We start from the raw sequence: 15,670 nt of genomic DNA, 5'->3' as shown, positions 1-15,670 counted from the left end.
GTGGCGCAAAGCGTGTAACAGTGGCATCATCACGCAACTTCCGTCACACTGGTCACATGTCTCGACGTGCCCCACGCTCGCGAAACAACATGAGGTTCCCCCGACTCCTCACCTGTTTCCTCGCTGTCTCCGCCCTTGTCATCGGAACGGTGGTCCCCGCCACTGCCGCCACCGCGTCCGTCTCCGCGAGCGGCTCGAGCAGCGCGAGCATCGCGAAAGCAGCCGTCGACCCGGTCTCGGCCGGGATGGTGAAGTCCACGCTTGCAGGTTTCGAGGCGGGCAATATCATCAGCGATGCGGTCTTCACGAACGCGGGCACGATGTCCGAGGCGCAGATCCAGGCCTTCTTCAACAGCAAGGTGTCGAGCTGTCAGAGCGGTTACGTCTGCATCAAGGACTTCCGCATCACGTCGGTGACCCGCCCCGCCGACGCCTACTGCGACGGCTACACCGGCGCGGCCAACGAGTCCGCGGCGCGGATCATCTACCGTGTCGCGCAGTCCTGCAACATCAATCCTCAGGTGCTGATCGTGATGCTCCAGAAGGAGCAGGGGCTGATCACCCACACCTGGCCGAGCGCGTGGCGATACAACATCGCGCTGGGGCAGGGGTGCCCTGACACCGCGCCTTGCGACCCGAACTACATCGGCTTCTTCCATCAGATCTACGGCGCCGCGCGCCAGATGCAGATCTACATGGAAGGCAAGTGGTTCCAGTGGTACGCACCGGGTCGGACCTGGAACATCCTCTACAACCCGAACGCGAACTGCGGCAGCTCGCCCGTCTACATCGCCAACAAGGCGACGTCGGCCCTCTACTACTACACGCCGTACCAGCCCAATGCAGCGGCGATGCGCGCGGGCTACGGCGAGGGTGACGGCTGCTCCGCGTACGGCAACCGCAACTTCTACAACTACTTCACCGACTGGTTCGGCTCCACACAGGGCGGCGCGAACAACCCCTTCGGCAATATCGAGATGATCGAAGCCCGTCCGGGTGAGTTCGCCGTGTCGGGGTGGGCGATCGACCCCAACACGAGCGCATCGCTCTCGGTCCATGTCTACGTGGGCGACGTCGGACGTGCCTTCACCGCGGACGAGGATCGTCCCGATGTGGGCGCCGTCTACCCGGGGGCCGGGAACAAACACGGGTTCTCCGCCCGCGTCCCGGCAGCAGGTTCCGGCGACTCGACGGTGTGCGTGTACGCCATGAACGCGGGACCCGGCGCCAACGTGCTCCTGGGCTGCAAGCGCTTGGCGAGCTTGAGCGGCCCTCCCGCGGGCGCGGTCGAGAGCATCAAGCCCGTGAAGGACGGTTTCGAGGTGACGGGGTGGGCTGTCGATCCCGATACGGCGTCGCCCATCGAGGTCCATCTCTACATCGGCGGGGTCGGACGCTCCTTCACCGCGAATGTGGAGCGTACGGATCTGCCGGCCGCGTACCGTCCCCACGGAACGAAGCACGGCTTCAAGGCGACGATCCCCGCCGGTGCGGGAGTGCACACGATCTGCGCCTACGCCATCAACGTCGGCCCCGGAGCGAACTCCGAGTTGGGCTGCTCGCAGAACACGCACCCCGGCACCGTGATCGAGGATCGCGGGCGGGCGCCGATCGGTGCGTTCGAGTCGCTCACATCCACCGCGCCCGGGACCGTGACCGCGACCGGCTGGGTCCTGGATCCTGACACGGCGGCACCCGCACGCGTCCACCTCTACGAAGCGGGAGTCGGGCGGGAGTTCCTCGCGAACAAGTCGCGCCCTGACGTGGGCGCGGCGAACCCGGGCTATGGGGATGGACACGGCTTCGAAGAGACGCTCAAGGTCTCGGGTGAGTCGGCGACCGTGTGTGCGTACGGCATCAACAACGGAGCGGGCGGGAACACGGAGCTCGGCTGCAAGAAGGTCACCGTGAACACGCAGATCCCCGAGCAGGGGAGGATGCCGGTCGGCGCACTCGACTCCGTCGTCGTCTCGGGCACGACGGCCGTGGCCAAGGGGTGGACGGTCGATCCCGACACCCGTTCGCCGATCAAGGTGCACCTGTACGTCGGATCGATCGGACGAGAGTTCACCGCCGACAAGAACCGCGCCGACGTCGGCACGCTCTACCCCGGCTACGGCACGAACCACGGTTTCGAGGAGTCGGTGCCGCTTCCCGCAGGCAAGTCGACCGTCTGCGCCTATGGGATCAACACTGGTCCGGGAGCGCACACGTTGCTCGGCTGCAAGGAGGTCAACGTGACCTCGGGGATTCAGGAGCGAGGGCGGATGCCCATCGGCTCGTTCGAAGCCCTTCAGGTCAGCGGCAACACCGTCACGGCCAGCGGATGGGCGATCGATCCTGACACCGCGTCGTCGATCAAGGTGCATCTGTACGTCGCGGGAGTCGGACGCGAGTACTCGGCCGACAAGGCCCGCGCCGACGTCGGCGGAGCCAACCCGGGATACGGCGACGCGCACGGATTCTCGGAGTCGTTCACCGTCCCCAACGGCACCACCGGCGTCTGTGCCTACGCCATCAACACCGGGCCGGGCGGCCACACCCTTCTCGGTTGCAAGAGCGTCACGATCACGGCGCCCGTGCAGGATCGCGGACGGGCTCCGTTCGGAAACTACGAGGCACTGCAGGCGACGGCCGGCGGCGCGATCGTCGCCGGATGGGCCATCGATCCGGACACGACGGATCCGATCGCCGTGCACATCTACGTGGACGGAGTGGGTTCCGCGTACACCGCAGCCCTCGATCGCCCGGATGTCCTGGCCGCCTACCCCGGTACGGGCCTCAAGCACGGTTTCTACCAGACGGTGCCGATGTCGCCGGGCAACCACGGGGTCTGCGTCTACGCGATCAACAACGGCGCAGGCGGGCACACGCTCCTGGGCTGCAAGAACGTCGTCGTGCCCTGACCTTCGAGGGGACAGAAGAAGAGGGCCTGGGATATCTCCCAGGCCCTCTTCTGTTGTCCGTCAGCGACGAAGGTAGTCGCGCAGGTGCGCGGCGCCGTCGAGCGGCGTGAAACCCGTTGCGATGATCTTCGACAGATCGAGCACGCTGTTGCGCGGCCGGGGTGCGACCGGGGCATCGGCGGAACCGAAGTACTCCTCGGTCGTGACGCCGGTGACGCGCGAGCGGTCATGTCCGACCGCCGAGAACACCTCGCGGGCGATGTCGGCCCAGGACTGCGGCTCTCCCGTGCTGCTGAGGTTGTAGATGCCGGGCTCGGCATCGCCGTCGATCAGGTGCGCGATCGCGGCGGCGAGATCGGTGGTGAACGTCAGTCGTCCCACCTGATCGTCCACGACGCGAGGGTCGATGCCGCGCTCGGCGAGCGAGGCCATGGTCCGCACGAAGTTGTTCCCTTCGCCGATCACCCAGGATGTGCGGATGATGTAGTGGCGCGGGACGGTGGAGACGAGAGCGTCGCCTGCAGCTTTGGTCTGGCCGTACACGCCGAGAGGGCGGACGGAGTCGGTCTCGGTGTACTCGCCGACCTTGGTGCCGTCGAACACGTAGTCGCTCGAGACGTGCACGAGCGTGATGCCGTTGTCGACGGCGATCTTCGCCAGAGCCGCGACGCCGGTGACGTTCGCGGCCCAGGCGTCTGCTCTTCCCTCGGCGGTCTCCGCCTTGTCGACCGCGGTGTAGGCGGCGGCGTTGATGATGGTCGCGTAGTCGCGCCAACGGCGGGCCGAGGGGAAGGACCCGTCCGAGAGGTCGAGCTCGTCCCGTCCCACGTACTCGTATTCGGCGGCTTCGCCGAAGTGCGCGCGCAGCGCGTGGCCCAGCTGACCGCCGGCGCCGACGATGAGCGTCTTCTTGGCGGGGATCGGCGTGACATCCGCGAGACGCGGGTGTGCGTGGTCCTTGGCGGAGATCTCGACCTCGGACAACGGGATCGGCCACTGGATGGCAGCCGTCTCGTCGGCCAGGTTCAGGAACGAGTACTCCGCATCGGCCGACCAGTGATCGTTCACCAGGTAGACGTAGGCGGTGTCGGGCTCGAGCGTCTGGTACGCATTGCCGACGCCGCGGGGTACGAAGATCGCCTGTGAGGGGTCGATCTCCGCCGTGAACACCGTTCCGAACGAAGGGCCCTCGCGAAGGTCGACCCATGCGCCGAAGATGCGGCCGGTCGCCACGGAGACCCACTTGTCCCAGGGCTCGGCATGGATGCCGCGCGTCGTACCGATCGCGTCGTTGAAGGAGATGTTGTTCTGCACCGGTCCGAAGTCGGGCAGACCCGCCGCGACCATCTTCTCGCGCTGCCAGTTCTCCTTGAACCAGCCGCGGGAGTCGCCGTGAACCGGCAGATCCGCGAGGAGCAGTCCGGGTATCGCGGTCTCGGTGACCGCGAGTGCCTTGCCGAACTCCGTCATCACTGTCCCTTGGAGGCGTAGAACGACTCGGTGGCATCCTTGGACGAGGCCCACCAGGCCTCGTTGTCGCGATACCAAGCGATGGTGGAGGCGAGTCCGGACTCGAAGTCGCCGAAGGCCGGGGTCCAGCCCAGCTCGGTGCGCAGCTTCGTGGAATCGATCGCGTACCGCAGATCGTGACCGGCGCGATCCGTGACGTGATCGTAGGCGTCCGCCGGCTGACCCATCTCAGTGAGGATCAGTTCGACGACGGACTTGTTGTCCTTCTCGCCGTCGGCACCGATCAGGTAGGTCTCGCCGATCTCCCCCTTGTCGAGGATGGTGAGCACCGCAGACGAGTGGTCGTCCGCGTGGATCCAGTCGCGGACGTTCAGCCCTGCACCGTACAGCTTGGGCCGGATGCCGCGGATGACGTTCGTGATCTGGCGCGGGATGAACTTCTCCACGTGCTGATACGGACCGTAGTTGTTCGAGCAGTTCGAGATCGTCGCCCGCACGCCGAACGAACGCACCCAGGCGCGCACCAGCAGATCGCTGCCGGCCTTGGTGGAGGAATAAGGAGACGAGGGGTTGTAGGGCGTCTGCTCGGTGAACCGCTCGGGGTCGTCGAGCTCGAGGTCTCCGTAGACCTCGTCGGTCGAGATGTGGTGGAAGCGACGATCGTGACGGCGGGCTGCCTCGAGCAGCGTGTAGGTGCCGATGATGTTGGTGTCGAGGAAGGGGCGGGGATCGTGCAGGGAGTTGTCGTTGTGCGATTCGGCGGCGTAGTGCACGACCGAGTCGACGTCGGCGAACAGGCCGTCGACGAGTTCGGCGTCGGCGATGTCGCCTTCGACGAAGCGCAGGCGGTCGCTGGGGAGGCCCTCGAGAGAGGCCTTGTTGCCCGCGTAGGTGAGCTTGTCGAGCACGGTGACATGGGCATCGGTGTTCTCGATGACGTGGTGCACGAAATTGGAACCGATGAAGCCGGCGCCGCCGGTGACGAGCAGTCTCTGCATGCCCCCCAGCGTAGCGGGAGCCCTCCTGTGAGACTCGGGGCGTTTGTTCAGGTGGGGCCGATCAGGGAGACTGTTCACCATGCGTGGCATTATTCTCGCCGGAGGAACAGGCTCCCGGCTGCACCCGATCACTCTCGGCGTCTCGAAGCAGTTGGTCCCGGTCTACGACAAGCCGATGATCTACTACCCGCTGTCGACACTGATCCTCGCGGGAATCCGCGACATCCTGATGATCACGACGCCACACGACGCGGAGTCCTTCCAGCGTCTGCTGGGCGACGGCTCGAAGTTCGGGGTGTCCATCACCTACAAGACCCAGCCCTCGCCCGACGGACTCGCGCAGGCCTTCGTCCTGGGAGAAGAGCACATCGGCTCGGATTCCGCGGCCCTGGTTCTCGGCGACAACATCTTCTACGGGCAGGGGATGGGCACGCAGCTGCGGCAGTACACCGAGCTCGACGGCGGCGTCGTCTTCGGATACTGGGTCGACGACGCGACGGCGTATGGCGTGGTGGAGTTCGACGACGCGGGCCGAGTGGTCTCGCTCGAGGAGAAGCCCGCGCAGCCCAAGAGCAACTACGCGGTTCCTGGCCTCTACTTCTACGACAACGATGTGATCGAGATCGCCAAGGCACTGAAGCCTTCACCCCGCGGCGAGCTGGAGATCACCGACGTCAATCGCGAGTACCTGGACCGCGGCAAGCTCAAGGTGCAGGTGCTCACGCGCGGCACGGCCTGGCTCGACACCGGGACCTTCGACTCGCTCGCGGAGGCGACGGACTTCATCCGCACGGTGGAGAAGCGCCAGGGCCTGTCGATCGGGTGCCCTGAGGAGGTCGCCTGGCGAATGGGCTTCCTGACCGACGACGAACTGCGCGAGCGTGCCGAGCCGCTCGTGAAGAGCGGGTACGGGGCTTATCTGCTCAAGGCACTCGCCCAGGGTCGCGTCTGACCCCGGGCTAGGATGGTCGACGGCCCGCGACGCGTCGACGGGACGGGCCTGTCGATGATCATCACCGGATCCGGGGGCCCACAGGAGCATGACAGTCGTGAGTCGGGTGCCGGGTGTTTTTCCGGTGGGTGGTCGTCGGCTCGTCGTGTATGTGGTGTTCGACCGGCGTGGTGGTGTGGACGATTATGTTCCGTACGCGTTGGCGGGTTTGCGTGAGCATGCGGCTCATGTGCTGGTGGTCGTGAACGGTTCTCTGTCGGAGGAGGGTCGCGGCAAGCTGGAGGCGGTGTCGGACGAGATCCTGGTTCGGGAGAACGTCGGTTTCGATATCTGGGCGCATAAGGATGCTCTGGATCATGTGGGGTCGCGGCTGTCGGAGTTCGATGAGGTTCTGCTGACGAATGACACGTGGTTCGGGCCGGTGCGTCCGTATGCTCCGGTGTTGGATCGGATGGGGGAGCGTGCGACGCACTTCTGGGGGATGACCGATCATGCGCGGGAGGATCCGAATCCGTTCACGGGTAAGGGTGTTCTTCCGTATCATCTGCAGTCGTTCTGGATCGCGGTTCGTCGTGAGATGTTCTTGTCGGAGGAGTGGGCGCGGTATTGGCGTGAGTTGCCGGAGATGCCGTCGTATTTCGATGCGGTGCTCAAGCACGAGACGATCTTCACGGATCATTTCGCGCAGCTCGGCTTCACCCACGACGTCGCCTACCCGTCAGCCGCGTATCCGACCGACCACCCGGCGCTGTTCAACGCCGATCTCCTGCTGCACGACGAAGCCCCGCTCCTGAAGCGTCGCCAGTTCTTCCACTACCCGCCCTATCTCGACCGTCATGCCGTCATCGGTCGGCGCGTGCTCGCCGAGGTGGAGAAGTACGGGTACCCGATGCCCATCCTCTGGCAGAACCTCGCGCGCAACGTCGCTCCGAAGATTCTCAACGCGGATGCGGGAATGCTCGAGGTCCTTCCGCCGGAGGACGTCTCCTTCGACGCGACGAGGCCGTTTCGAATCGCCGTGATCGCTCACATTCCGGACGCGTCGCTGGCTCCGGATCTGCTGGGCGCGATCGCAGAGATCGGGCAGCCCTCGTCCCTGTTCGTCACGACCAACGACGAGGACAGCGCGCGCGTGATCGAGGACATCCTCGACCAGAATCCTTCTGCCGATCGGCTCTCCGCCGTCGTCCGCGTGGTTCCGCGACGCGGACGTGACATGAGTGCGCTCCTGGTCGGCATGCGCGACGTACTCCTCAGCGACGACTTCGATCTCGTGGTCAAGGTGCACGCGAGGCGACCGAAGACACGCTCCGCGAATGTGGTGCGCTACTTCCATCGGTACCAGACCGAGAACCTCCTCGGCACGGCCGGGTACTTCGCGAATGTGCTCGCGCTCTTCCAGCGCGAGCCGGGTCTGGGCATCGTCATGCCACCGATGATCCACATCGGATACGCCACGCCCGGCAAGGGGTGGGCGCACTACCTGCCCAGGGCGACCGAGGTCGCGAAGCGTCTCGGAATCCAGGTGCCGTTCGACGGCGTCTCTCCGCTGGCACCCCTCGGCGGCATGTGGATCTGCCGTCCGCAGGCGTTGGCTCCTCTTCTCCAGGCCGACTGGAAGGTCGAGGACTTCGGCAAACCGGCCACCCATCGGAAGGCGGACATGGCGCGCGTGCTCGAGCGTCTGGTCACTTACGGTGCGGGGGAGGCCGGCTACCACACACGAACCGTTCTGAGCCTGGAGCATGCGGGGATCAGCCACGTCTCGATGGAGTACAAGCTGGATCAGCTCGCATCGACGACCCCTGGATACCCGATCGACCAGATCCAGTTCCTGCAGCGATCCGGATGGATGGGCAAGGGCGGCGCTGTCGCGATGATCCGGATGCACATGAATCTCAACCATCCCGAGGTGATGGAGCGGATGCGGCCCGTGCTCGCTCCGCTCATGCGCGTCGCTCGCGTCAGCGTCGGCGGGCTCCGCCAGGTGCTGCGATCCGGCGCGGGGCTTCTCAAGGGAGGTCGGCGATGAGTCGGGTGCCGGGTGTTTTTCCGGTGGGTGGTCGTCGGCTCGTCGTGTATGTGGTGTTCGACCGGCGTGGTGGTGTGGACGATTACGTTCCGTACGCGTTGGCGGGTTTGCGTGAGCATGCGGCTCATGTGCTGGTGGTCGTGAACGGTTCTCTGTCGGATGAGGGTCGCGGCAAGCTGGAGGCGGTGTCGGACGAGATCCTGGTTCGGGAGAACGTCGGTTTCGATATCTGGGCGCATAAGGATGCTCTGGATCATGTGGGGTCGCGGCTGTCGGAGTTCGATGAGGTGCTGCTGACGAATGACACGTGGTTCGGGCCGGTGCGTCCGTATGCTCCGGTGTTCGATCGGATGGGGGAGCGTGCGACGCACTTCTGGGGGATGACCGATCATGCGCGGGAGGATCCGAATCCGTTCACGGGTAAGGGTGTTCTTCCGTATCATCTGCAGTCGTTCTGGATCGCGGTTCGTCGTGAGATGTTCTTGTCGGAGGAGTGGGCGCGGTATTGGCGTGAGTTGCCGGAGATGCCGTCGTATTTCGATGCGGTGCTCAAGCACGAGACGATCTTCACGGATCATTTCGCGCAGCTCGGCTTCACCCACGACGTCGCCTATCCCGCTGCCGAGATCGGTACCAAGAATCCCTCGCTCTACCGGGCGGAGGCCCTGCTGGACGCAGGATGCCCGGTGATGAAGCGCCGCCCCTTCATGCAGTGGCCGCCGTATCTCGATCGCCATGCGGTCGTCGGCCGATGGACCCTGGAGAAGGCGGCCCAGTACGGCTATCCGATGGAGCTCTTCTGGGAGAACGCGGCCCGCACGATCCCCCCGAAGGACCTCAACACCGATGCCGCCATGCTGGAGGTGCTGCCGGACTACGACCGCGGCTACGATCCGGAGGCACCGCTGCGCACGGTGGTCATCGCGCACATCTTCTATGTGGAGATGACCGATGAGATGCTCGATCGCGCCGACACTCTCCCGGGGGCCTACGACCTGGTCGTCACGACTCCCGACCCTGAACGCGCCAGTGCGATCGCGGAGACCCTCACCCGCCGTGGCCACCGGAGGGGTGCCGTCGACATCCGCGTGGTCTCCTCGAACGACGGGCGCGACCAGAGCGCATTCCTCATCGAATGCCGCGATGTCCTGCTCGGTGACGACTATGACCTGGTCGTCAAGATCCACTCGAAGAAGACGCCGCAGGACGGCTTCAACGTCGGACGGCACTTCAAGGAGCAGCAGTTCGACAACCTGCTGAACAGCCAGGGCTACACCGCCAATCTGGTGTCGCTGTTCCAGAAGGAGCCCGGCCTCGGGATGGTCTTCCCGCCCATGATCCACATCGGCTACCCCACCCTCGGGCGCGGCTGGTCGGTCAACAAGGAGGGCGCCGCGGACATCGCCGAGCAGCTGGGGATCTTCGTGCCCCTGGACGATATCTCCCCGCTCGCTCCGTTCGGATCGATGTACGTCGCTCGTCCCCAGGCGCTGCGGCTTTTGATCTCGCATCCGTGGACGTACGAGCAGTTCGGCGGTGCGGAGGCCTACAAGGATGGGGGGCTCGCACACATCCTGGAGCGCATCCCGGCGTATGCGGCCGGGGAGCTCGGGTACCACGTGCGAACCGTCTCGACCACCGAGTACATGTCGATCAGCCATTCCTCGCTCGAGTTCAAACTCGACGAGATGTCTGTCACGACGCCGGGATACGCATACGAGCAGATCGAGCTGATCAGACTCGCGGGCTTCGTGGGTACGGGCTCGCGCTCGGACTTTGCAAGAATGTACATGCGCGTCAATTTTCCCGGAACCGGTGCGCGGGTGCGCGAGATCATGGCCTCAGACACCCTGGCGGGTAAGGTCGCTCGTGCTGTGCGACGGCCTCGAGCAGCGATACGACGCATTCTCGGCCGATGACGGTGCGAGGTTCGCGTGGCCGTAGCGGCAATCCCAGAAGTGAGTGAGGATCTTGGAAACGATCGATAGGTTTGCTCGGCTCGAGAAGGAGTCGTTCTCCACCATCGACGCTCGGGGACTTCGAGTGCGCGGTGGGAAGCTCAGGGAGATCTTCGGTCGCCGTGAACTGCTGGCGCTCCTCATCCGGCGCGATCTTCAGGCGCGCTACCGCGACAGCTTCCTCGGGTTCCTCTGGACGATGATCAAGCCGCTCATCCAGTTCCTCATGTACTACATCGTGCTGGGGCAGTTCCTCCGCGCTGCCGAGGGTATCCCGGACTTCGCGATCTATCTGTTCTCGGGGTTGACGCTCTACGTCTTCTTCAACGACATGATCGCCGGATCGACCGGGTCCATCATCAACAACGCCGCGCTGGTGAAGAAGATCTATCTCCCTCGTGAGGTCTTCCCCCTCGCGAGCGTCGGAGCCGCCGCCTTCATGGGAGCGGTGCAGCTCGCCGTTCTCCTCGTCGCCGCGATCGCCTTCGGTGCGCTCCCGGCGCCGGTGCAGATGCTCTGGTTCTTCCCGTCGCTGCTGCTGGTCGTGGTGTACGGCTTGGCCCTGGGGCTCCTGCTCGCCGCCATGAACGTCTACCTCCGCGACGTGCAGTACCTCACCGAGGTCGTCCTCATGCTCGCGATGTGGGCTTCGCCGATCGTCTACTCGTGGTCGATGGTCAAGGACGTCCTCGTGCGGTTCTCGCTGCCAGAGTGGGTCATCGAGATCTACGCCGCGAATCCTCTGACCATCGGCGTGCTCGGCTTCCACCGGGCGTTCTGGGGCGCCGGTGGCAGCGCCGACTACCCGCCCGAGCTCGGATTGCGCATGCTGATCGCGACCCTGGTCGGTATCGTCCTTCTCTGGCTCGCGCACCGATTCTTCGTCCGCGTCCAGGGCAACTTCGCACAGGAGCTTTGATGTCGATCACAGGACCGGACATCGTTCGTCTCGATGAGGTCAGCAAGCACTTCACCGTCCGCAAGGACAACAGCCTCAAGGACCGGATCGTCCACTTCGGACGCCTCGGCAGGGATCTCCGCGAGGACTTCGTCGCCGTCGACGACGTGAGCCTGCGCATCCAGGCGGGCACCACGGTCGGTCTGCTCGGGGCGAACGGCTCCGGCAAGTCGACCCTGCTCAAGCTCATCGGCGGCATCATCTCCCCGACGACCGGAACAGTGCAGACGCGCGGACGCATGGCTGCGCTGCTGGAACTCGGGGCCGGATTCCACCCCGACCTGAGCGGTCGCGAGAACGTCTACCTCAACGCCTCCATCCTGGGCCTGTCGAAGGCGGAGACGGATCGGCAGTTCGACGACATCGTCGAGTTCAGCGGCATCGGGTCCTTCATCGACACCGCCGTGAAGTTCTACTCCTCCGGGATGTACGTGCGTCTCGCGTTCGCGGTCGCCGTGCACACCGACCCCGACATCCTCCTCGTCGACGAGGTGCTCGCTGTCGGCGACGAGACCTTCCAGCGAAAGTGCATGGATCGCATCACCCAGTTCCGTGCCGAAGGCCGCACGATCATCCTGGTCAGCCACTCGGCGCAGCAGGTGGCGGAGCTGTGCGACCGCGGCATCGTGCTGCGTGACGGCGCCGTGATCCACGACGGCGACACGAACGAGGCGATCCGTGTCCTGCGTGAGTCGCTCGATCAGCGTCGCCGCGACTCCACCAGCGCCTCCGACGCGCAGCCGATCAGCGTCACGAAGGTCGAGCTGCTCGACCGGGATGGCGTCGTGGGGAACACGATCGTCTCCGGCGACGCCGTGACGATCCGGATCCACGTCGCCTCCGAGCACCTGTTCGACAGGTGGGAGGTCGGTTTCAGCATCGACACCCCGTTCGGGCACATGGTGATCGCATCCAACACCGACATCCTTCAGCAGCGCCTCGCCCCCCTCGACGGCACCACCTTCGTCGACCTGCGGATCGAGAGCCTCCAGCTCGGGCACGGTCAGTACTTCGTCAACGCCAACGTCGCCGGCGTCAGCGAGGTCAGCACGCACGCGCTCATGCAGGCCGTGATGCTCAACGTGGAGGGCGCGGAAGACACCATGGGTTCCTCCGCCGCCCGCGTGACCGTCGCGGGTGCCGGGGCGGGCGCGGAAGAGGCGCGGCCCTGACTCAGTCGGCGTAGCCGCGAGGGTTGCGAGACTGCCACCGCCAGGCGTCGACCGCCATGGTCTCGACGTCTCGTGACGCGGTCCACCCCAGCTCCTCGGCGGCGCGACGGGTGTCCGCCCACGCCTGCGCGAGGTCGCCTTCCCGACGGTCGGCGATCCGGTAGGGGATCTCGGTTCCCGTGGCCGCCTCGAAAGCCTTGATCAGTGCGAGCACGGAGGTCGCGCGTCCCGTGCCGAGGTTCCACGCGCGGACGCCCTGGCTTCCGTTGAGCTTCTCGAGGGCGGCGACGTGGCCCTCTGCGAGGTCGACCACGTGGATGTAGTCGCGCTCTCCGGTTCCGTCCGCCGTCTGGTAGTCCGCACCGAAGACGTTCACATGCGGAAGCCGGCCCACAGCGACCTGCGAGATGTAGGGAGCGAGGTTGTTCGGGATGCCGTTCGGGTCTTCTCCGATGAGTCCGCTCTCGTGCGCGCCGATCGGGTTGAAGTAGCGAAGGAGCGCGATGCTCCACGAGGGATCCGCCTGGGCGACGTCGGTGAGGATCCGCTCGAGCATGACCTTGGTCTGCCCGTACGGGTTGGTGGCGTCAAGCGGGCCGCCGTCCTCTTCGTAGGGCGAGTCTCTCGTGTCTCCGTAGACGGTGGCCGAGGAGGAGAACACGAGTCGCCGCACACCGTGCGTCGACATCGCCCGCAAGAGCGAGAACGTGCTGTCGAGGTTGTGGGCGTAGTAGCGCAGCGGCTCGGCGACGCTCTCGCCGACGGCCTTCAGACCCGCGAAGTGGATCACCGCATCGGGGGAGACCGACGAGAACACCTCATCGACCCCGGCATCGTCTCGCAGGTCGAGGTCGAAGTACGCGGGCGCGCGGCCGGTGATCTGTTCGACCCGCTCGAGAGCCCGCGGCGAACTGTTCGCGAAACTGTCGATGACGAAGACCTCGTGGCCTCGCTCCAGCAGGGCGACCAGAGTGTGGGATCCGATGTACCCGGCTCCACCGGTGACGAGCACGCGCAATGTTTCTCCTTCGGTCGACTGTTCTTCGATGGTAGCGGGCGTTCGCCGCGAGCCCGGTGAGGCTGCGGGGGTCAGAGGAGTTCCTGTGCCGCGTCGAGCAGATGTCTGGCACGGGCGTCGAACGAGTCCTCTTCCCGAATGCGTCGCGCGATCGCTGCGAGCTCGTCGTCCGAGGGGAAGAGGGCATCGAGGTCAGAGAGGGTGAGCTCGTGGAGCTCGGGAATGTCACGGTACGTCCGCACGGCCGGTCCGAAGATCTCGGAGATGCCTGCCACGCCGTCGCTGATGGCGCGGCCTCCGGAAGCGACGACATCGTAGAGGCGGTTGGATACGAAGCCGTTGCGCTGCATCGCGGGCCAGTGGTCGTTGAGAACCGCACCGGCGGCCTCGTACACCGCGGGGAGCCGATCATTCGGCACGTGGGTGCCGGCGATCGCTCCGGCGGGGATGTAGCCCCGCCAGTCCGGCCCGTACACACGGACAGGTGCTCCGACGCGCAGCGGCTCCACGACGGAGGGTCGCGCGATCCCGCGCGCCGTCCCGACGAAGACGAGATCGCGCGAACGTGTCAGGCCCTGCGGGGTGAACCGGTGCGGGTCCGTGCACTGCAGCAGGGGGGTGACGGGGGTGGAGAACCGGGTCGTCGCGGCCGCCGCCCACGCCGTCGACGCGGCGAAGCATCGATCGAAGGCGGAGAGCTCCTCCGCGTGGATCTCGTCGGGATGACTGATGATCCACAGCAGATTCACACGGCTGCGCGACGGCCGGAGCGGATGGGGTCCTCGAAGGACGACACTCACATCGTCGAGCACATCGGAGGAGCGCTGGGCGGCCGGTCGGGCATCGACCGCCGCATACTGGCCCAGGCGTTCCAGGGCCGCTGCGAGGCCGCGGGCGAAGTGCGTGTCGCCCCAGGCCTCCCCGGTGGGTCCGGCGGGAGCCGCTGTCTTCACCGACCAGCGCAGCCGCGGCACGATCGAGCCGTCGGGAAGCGTCGCGGTCTCCACGGCCGTGCGCTTCATGAGGGGCCAGCGTGCGTCGTCGACCTGCAGACCGCGCCCCACGCTGAGCGCGTCCATCCGAGTGTCACCGGAGGGCAGGCTCATCGCCGCGGGCACGGCGGCGGAGCGGACGGCGACGCCCAGCAGCGTCCGCGGGCCCTCCGTCGACCCCACGCGGAAGGCGCGGACAGGGCTGTCGAGGACAGCGGAGTCCAGGTGGTCTCCGAGCCCGCTCACGTCTTGTGCCGGGTGGCCGGCGAGGAGATGACGCCCTTCGCCATCACGCACGACGACACCTGCCGAAGCGATCGTCCCGTCCATACGCAGCCACAGCGGCGCAGCGGGCGCACGAGTCGCGCTCTCGAGCAGGGTGAGCGCGTCTTCAGCGGAGATCTCGGAATCAGCGTCCCGCACCAGGAGCAGCGTGCCGGCTGGCACGGTGGTATCCGTGGGATTCACATCGGGAGCACTGTCGACGACGACCGCGTTCCCCTGCCAGAGCGGCACCTGGGCGCAGGCGAGGCGCAGCGCTGCAGGGGTCTTCTCATCGACGACGAGCCAGAGCGCGGAGTCCGAGACGGACGAGACTGTGAGGGCGGTGCGCAACGCCGTCCCGTCGTCGTCACCGGGGCCGAAGCGCCAGATGAGCAGACGCGGCCGAGTCACCGGCCCCAGCGCGTCGTGCGGAACCGGAGGCAACCGCTCTGCGTGAAGGAGTTCGGCACGCGTCACGGCGACCGTGGACGAGCCGATGCCGATGTCCAGTCGTCCGCCGTCCAGCGATGAGCGCCACGCCGCGCCGACGGGCCCTCCGGGTGCGCGCAGCGCGTCGGGATGGGCAGCGGCGTAGGCGGGGGCATCCCACGTCTCGCTGGTGTGGATCTTGGCCTGATCGTTGATCAGATACGCGTACAGCGCGGGCACCCGGCCGGCGTCGGGGAGCTGCGATCCGACTCTGCCGTCGAAGAAGAGGGGATTGAGCGACAGGCCGTCCCGGTGACGCCCGCGGACGTAAGCCCTGATGGCTGCGTTCGCGCGGAGCCGCCGGCCGACCTGCAGCTGCACGTGATCGAGGTCGACGAGCTCTGCGCGACGAATGGTGCGAGCCCACCAGACGCGGTCGACGGCGGCGAGGACCCCGCGCACACCCGGGATCCCCCGCGAAACCCGCCAGATACGCCTCAGAGCTGCGAACACCATCAGAG

The 15,670-nt window shown here is 66.1% G+C and carries 10 protein-coding genes; 6 read left to right on the top strand and 4 right to left on the bottom strand.

Annotated elements, in window-relative coordinates:
• The first annotated feature begins 89 nt into the window (after window positions 1–89).
• Window positions 90–2,906: a hypothetical protein gene (locus ACP699_RS05055; RefSeq protein ID WP_055864312.1), complete on the top strand. Its 2,817-nt coding sequence runs from the start codon at window positions 90–92 to the stop codon at window positions 2,904–2,906.
• Window positions 2,907–2,966: 60 nt separating this feature from the next.
• On the opposite strand, the gene ACP699_RS05050 is transcribed toward ACP699_RS05055, so the two are convergent.
• Entirely contained in the window at window positions 2,967–4,376 is a 1,410-nt protein-coding gene (locus ACP699_RS05050) for a bifunctional dTDP-4-dehydrorhamnose 3,5-epimerase family protein/NAD(P)-dependent oxidoreductase (RefSeq protein ID WP_288969814.1), read from the bottom strand.
• A complete protein-coding gene (gene rfbB, locus ACP699_RS05045; protein WP_055864309.1) occupies window positions 4,376–5,374 on the bottom strand; it encodes a dTDP-glucose 4,6-dehydratase in 999 nt (332 codons plus the stop codon). Before rfbB ends, ACP699_RS05050 begins: the two co-directional genes overlap by 1 nt.
• A gap of 79 nt (window positions 5,375–5,453) precedes the next feature.
• Here rfbB and rfbA point away from each other — a divergent pair, with 79 nt between their 5' ends.
• From rfbA to ACP699_RS05020, 5 genes are all read left to right on the top strand, one after another.
• Window positions 5,454–6,326, top strand: a complete 873-nt coding sequence (rfbA, locus tag ACP699_RS05040; protein WP_055864306.1) for a glucose-1-phosphate thymidylyltransferase RfbA — start codon at window positions 5,454–5,456, stop codon at window positions 6,324–6,326.
• Window positions 6,327–6,414: 88 nt separating this feature from the next.
• Window positions 6,415–8,358: a rhamnan synthesis F family protein gene (locus tag ACP699_RS05035; protein ID WP_426169686.1), complete on the top strand. Its 1,944-nt coding sequence runs from the start codon at window positions 6,415–6,417 to the stop codon at window positions 8,356–8,358.
• Complete coding sequence (locus ACP699_RS05030; RefSeq protein ID WP_426169683.1) at window positions 8,355–10,277, top strand: rhamnan synthesis F family protein; 1,923 nt, start codon at window positions 8,355–8,357, stop codon at window positions 10,275–10,277. Before ACP699_RS05035 ends, ACP699_RS05030 begins: the two co-directional genes overlap by 4 nt.
• Window positions 10,278–10,329: 52 nt before the next feature.
• Window positions 10,330–11,235 carry an ABC transporter permease gene (locus ACP699_RS05025; protein WP_235562537.1) on the top strand — a complete coding sequence of 302 codons (906 nt, stop codon included), beginning with the start codon at window positions 10,330–10,332 and terminating at the stop codon, window positions 11,233–11,235.
• On the top strand, window positions 11,235–12,446 hold the full coding sequence (locus ACP699_RS05020; RefSeq protein WP_017831138.1) for an ABC transporter ATP-binding protein: 1,212 nt from the start codon (window positions 11,235–11,237) through the stop codon (window positions 12,444–12,446). Before ACP699_RS05025 ends, ACP699_RS05020 begins: the two co-directional genes overlap by 1 nt.
• Window position 12,447: 1 nt before the next feature.
• Here the strand turns inward: ACP699_RS05020 and galE are convergent, their stop codons facing one another.
• Both galE and ACP699_RS05010 read right to left on the bottom strand, forming a co-directional pair.
• On the bottom strand, window positions 12,448–13,464 hold the full coding sequence (galE, locus tag ACP699_RS05015) for a UDP-glucose 4-epimerase GalE (protein ID WP_055869113.1): 1,017 nt from the start codon (window positions 13,462–13,464) through the stop codon (window positions 12,448–12,450).
• A gap of 71 nt (window positions 13,465–13,535) precedes the next feature.
• Window positions 13,536–15,665, bottom strand: a complete 2,130-nt coding sequence (locus ACP699_RS05010) for a glycosyltransferase family protein (protein ID WP_426169678.1) — start codon at window positions 15,663–15,665, stop codon at window positions 13,536–13,538.
• Between the last annotated feature and the right edge of the window lie 5 nt (window positions 15,666–15,670).

This window comes from Microbacterium sp. DWRC1-3, from assembly GCF_049896645.1.
Taxonomy (GTDB): Bacteria; Actinomycetota; Actinomycetes; order Actinomycetales; family Microbacteriaceae; genus Microbacterium; species Microbacterium maritypicum.
This window is presented reverse-complemented; position numbering and strand designations above follow the sequence as displayed.

Bases quoted from the DNA above. Each gene is read 5' to 3' on its own strand.
- ACP699_RS05055 (WP_055864312.1), top strand. From the start codon at position 90: ATGAGGTTCCCCCGACTCCTCACCTGTTTCCTCGCTGTCTCCGCCCTT.
- ACP699_RS05050 (WP_288969814.1), bottom strand. From the start codon at position 4,376: ATGACGGAGTTCGGCAAGGCACTCGCGGTCACCGAGACCGCGATACCC.
- rfbB (WP_055864309.1), bottom strand. From the start codon at position 5,374: ATGCAGAGACTGCTCGTCACCGGCGGCGCCGGCTTCATCGGTTCCAAT.
- rfbA (WP_055864306.1), top strand. From the start codon at position 5,454: ATGCGTGGCATTATTCTCGCCGGAGGAACAGGCTCCCGGCTGCACCCG.
- ACP699_RS05035 (WP_426169686.1), top strand. From the start codon at position 6,415: ATGACAGTCGTGAGTCGGGTGCCGGGTGTTTTTCCGGTGGGTGGTCGT.
- ACP699_RS05030 (WP_426169683.1), top strand. From the start codon at position 8,355: ATGAGTCGGGTGCCGGGTGTTTTTCCGGTGGGTGGTCGTCGGCTCGTC.
- ACP699_RS05020 (WP_017831138.1), top strand. From the start codon at position 11,235: ATGTCGATCACAGGACCGGACATCGTTCGTCTCGATGAGGTCAGCAAG.
- ACP699_RS05010 (WP_426169678.1), bottom strand. From the start codon at position 15,665: ATGGTGTTCGCAGCTCTGAGGCGTATCTGGCGGGTTTCGCGGGGGATC.